A 2,274-nucleotide genomic window follows, 5' to 3' on the forward strand; every position below is an offset into this window, starting at 1 on the left:
GCTTATACGAGCCGAACTATACGCGGCAGCGAACATGCGCCGCCGTCCGAGTCGGATAACAGCGAACCATTGGCAGATGATTTCGATATTCAACGGATAAGCTGGCTTCAATCGTGTCGTCTGATGAAATCGGGCGACTTGCAGCATGGTTTTCCGCACAAGAAGAAGCGCGTCCGAACGCCCGAAACGAGCATCGAACGCGCCAGTCGAACTCAAACGAAATCAAGGTGATCCGATGCTCAAAGTACGTAAGGCAGTATTTCCGGTAGCGGGCCTGGGCACGCGATTTTTGCCGGCCACTAAGGCCAGCCCGAAAGAAATGCTACCGGTCGTGGACAAGCCGCTGATCCAGTACGCGGTGGAAGAGGCGATGGCGGCGGGCATCACCGAGATGATTTTTGTTACCGGTCGCAGCAAACGCGCGATCGAAGATCATTTCGACAAATCGTACGAGATCGAGGCGGAGCTCGAAGCGCGCGGCAAGGAGAAGTTGTTGGAGTTGGTGCGCGGCATTTTGCCGAGCCATGTGACGTGTATGTATGTGCGCCAGGCGGAAGCCTTGGGTCTCGGACACGCGGTTTTGTGCGCGGAAAAGATGGTCGGCAACGAGCCGTTCGCCGTCGTGCTCGCCGATGATTTGCTCGATGGTCAGCCGCCCGTGCTCGCGCAGATGGTGAGCGTGTTCGATCACTACCACTCGTCGGTAATCGGCGTGGAAGAGATCGATCGCAAGGATTCGAAGTCGTACGGCGTGATCGAAGGCAAGCCGTGGGACGATGGTCTCTTCAAACTATCACGCGTGGTCGAAAAGCCGGAACCGGCGCTGGCGCCGTCGAACTTCGGCGTGGTCGGGCGTTATGTGCTGATGCCGCGTATCTTCGAATTTTTGCGTACGCAGAAACCCGGCGCGGGCGGCGAAATTCAGTTGACCGATGGGATCGAAGCGCTGCTGAAGGAAGAGCAGGTGCTGGCGTTCAGGTATCGCGGACAACGGTTCGATTGCGGTAGCAAGCTGGGGTATTTGAAAGCTACGGTCGAGTTTGCGTTGCGGCATCCCGAGGTGAAGGGCGAGTTCGAAGCTTATTTGCGGGCGCAGTTCGGAGCGAAGGCGGAAGAGGTGATCGAAACGATCGTCGCGAACGATGCGGGGGATGAGGTCGAGGCTTAGTTTTCTTAGGTTTCTTGGCGGGGAACGGGCGGCGCGCAGTGATGTGCGCCGTTTGTTTTTGGTGCTCGTTAGCAATTTGTTTTGGGAATTCTGCGATGCAATCTATCGACCGATTCGGACAACGTAGCAAGTTTCTATGGTCAAGAAGTTCGGCCAACTACACCGGCGACCGCATCCCCTCCGACATCCGCACCATGATGCAATCAATGGGCGGCACAATCGAAATCGACGAATACCGCTGACCCGCCAGCTCACCGAAGCCTACCAAAAATAAGCCTTCGTATTCTCATGCACATCATCCCGCGCAAGCAGCTCATCGGGTAACAACCACTGATATTCGCTGTGCTGATCAAATCTGCCGATCGGCACCGTACCAGACAAAGTCATCGCGTAGGCCAACACGATGTAGTGCGTGCCAAACCCCGAAGCCCCCGCGAAGTTGTCCTCATACTGATGCTCGTACACGCCGAAGAACCGCGACGAAGACCGCTCCACACTCGCCACCCCCAACTCGCTGCGCACCACGCGCTTGAACGCTGCATCGAGCGATTCATCCTTGGCGATGCGTCCGCCGGGCACGAACCACGTCCCTTGCGCCGGCCGGTTGCGTCGATGGCCGACGAGCACGCGCCGGTTGCCATCGGTGACGATCAGGTCGATCGACACGAGCGGCGTGAGCCGAATCACCGTCAGAAAATCTGCCTCGTTCAGCATTACCGCTCCCGTTGGTCGTTTGCTTTACTTTGTTATGGTCGCTCCCTTTCGATACCTCGCCAGGGTTCAGCGTGCAGCCAGTGTAGCGTGTGCATTAATCGTAAGGCGCGCGTCACACTGGCGAAAAACGACGAAAGATCGTCCACTCAGGCCACCGCTTTTTAAGCGTGCAACGAAGTCACTGGCCGACGTATCCGACAGGCTTCGTCACCTTGGCGCGCATCGCTTCCGCGTTGTCGGAGACGACGTAGACCGGTGCTTCGGTGAGCACGAGCGGCACGTGTCCGTCTTTGTACTTCACGGTCGATGCATTGCCCATCATGTCGTACACGGTCACCGTGCCTGACTTCGAAGCTGCATCGACAGGCAGGTTGTAGTTGACCGCATAAGTC

General features: G+C 57.3%; 3 protein-coding genes and 1 pseudogene. 2 read left to right on the forward strand and 2 right to left on the reverse strand.

Features of this window, described 5'->3' with window-relative positions; genetic code table 11:
• The first annotated feature begins 235 nt into the window (after nucleotides 1-235).
• The gene (gene galU / locus P7F28_RS01325; protein WP_277182573.1) at nucleotides 236-1,168 is read left to right on the forward strand and encodes a UTP--glucose-1-phosphate uridylyltransferase GalU; all 933 of its coding nucleotides are present in this window, start codon (nucleotides 236-238) and stop codon (nucleotides 1,166-1,168) included.
• 95 nt (nucleotides 1,169-1,263) lie between these two features.
• Complete coding sequence (locus P7F28_RS01330) at nucleotides 1,264-1,410, forward strand: hypothetical protein (RefSeq protein ID WP_277182575.1); 147 nt, start codon at nucleotides 1,264-1,266, stop codon at nucleotides 1,408-1,410.
• 19 nt (nucleotides 1,411-1,429) lie between these two features.
• On the opposite strand, the gene P7F28_RS01335 is transcribed toward P7F28_RS01330, so the two are convergent.
• A complete protein-coding gene (locus P7F28_RS01335) occupies nucleotides 1,430-1,882 on the reverse strand; it encodes a GDP-mannose mannosyl hydrolase (RefSeq protein ID WP_277182577.1) in 453 nt (150 codons plus the stop codon).
• 178 nt (nucleotides 1,883-2,060) lie between these two features.
• A pseudogene (locus P7F28_RS01340) lies at nucleotides 2,061-2,274 on the reverse strand (hypothetical protein); the annotation flags it as partial.

Source organism: Caballeronia sp. BR00000012568055 (assembly GCF_029439455.1).
Classification (GTDB): domain Bacteria; phylum Pseudomonadota; class Gammaproteobacteria; order Burkholderiales; family Burkholderiaceae; genus Caballeronia.

What these genes read in the sequence shown, in the direction of transcription:
- galU (WP_277182573.1), top strand. Translation starts at nt 236, where the DNA reads ATGCTCAAAGTACGTAAGGCAGTATTTCCGGTAGCGGGCCTGGGCACG.
- P7F28_RS01330 (WP_277182575.1), top strand. Translation starts at nt 1,264, where the DNA reads ATGCAATCTATCGACCGATTCGGACAACGTAGCAAGTTTCTATGGTCA.
- P7F28_RS01335 (WP_277182577.1), bottom strand. Translation starts at nt 1,882, where the DNA reads ATGCTGAACGAGGCAGATTTTCTGACGGTGATTCGGCTCACGCCGCTC.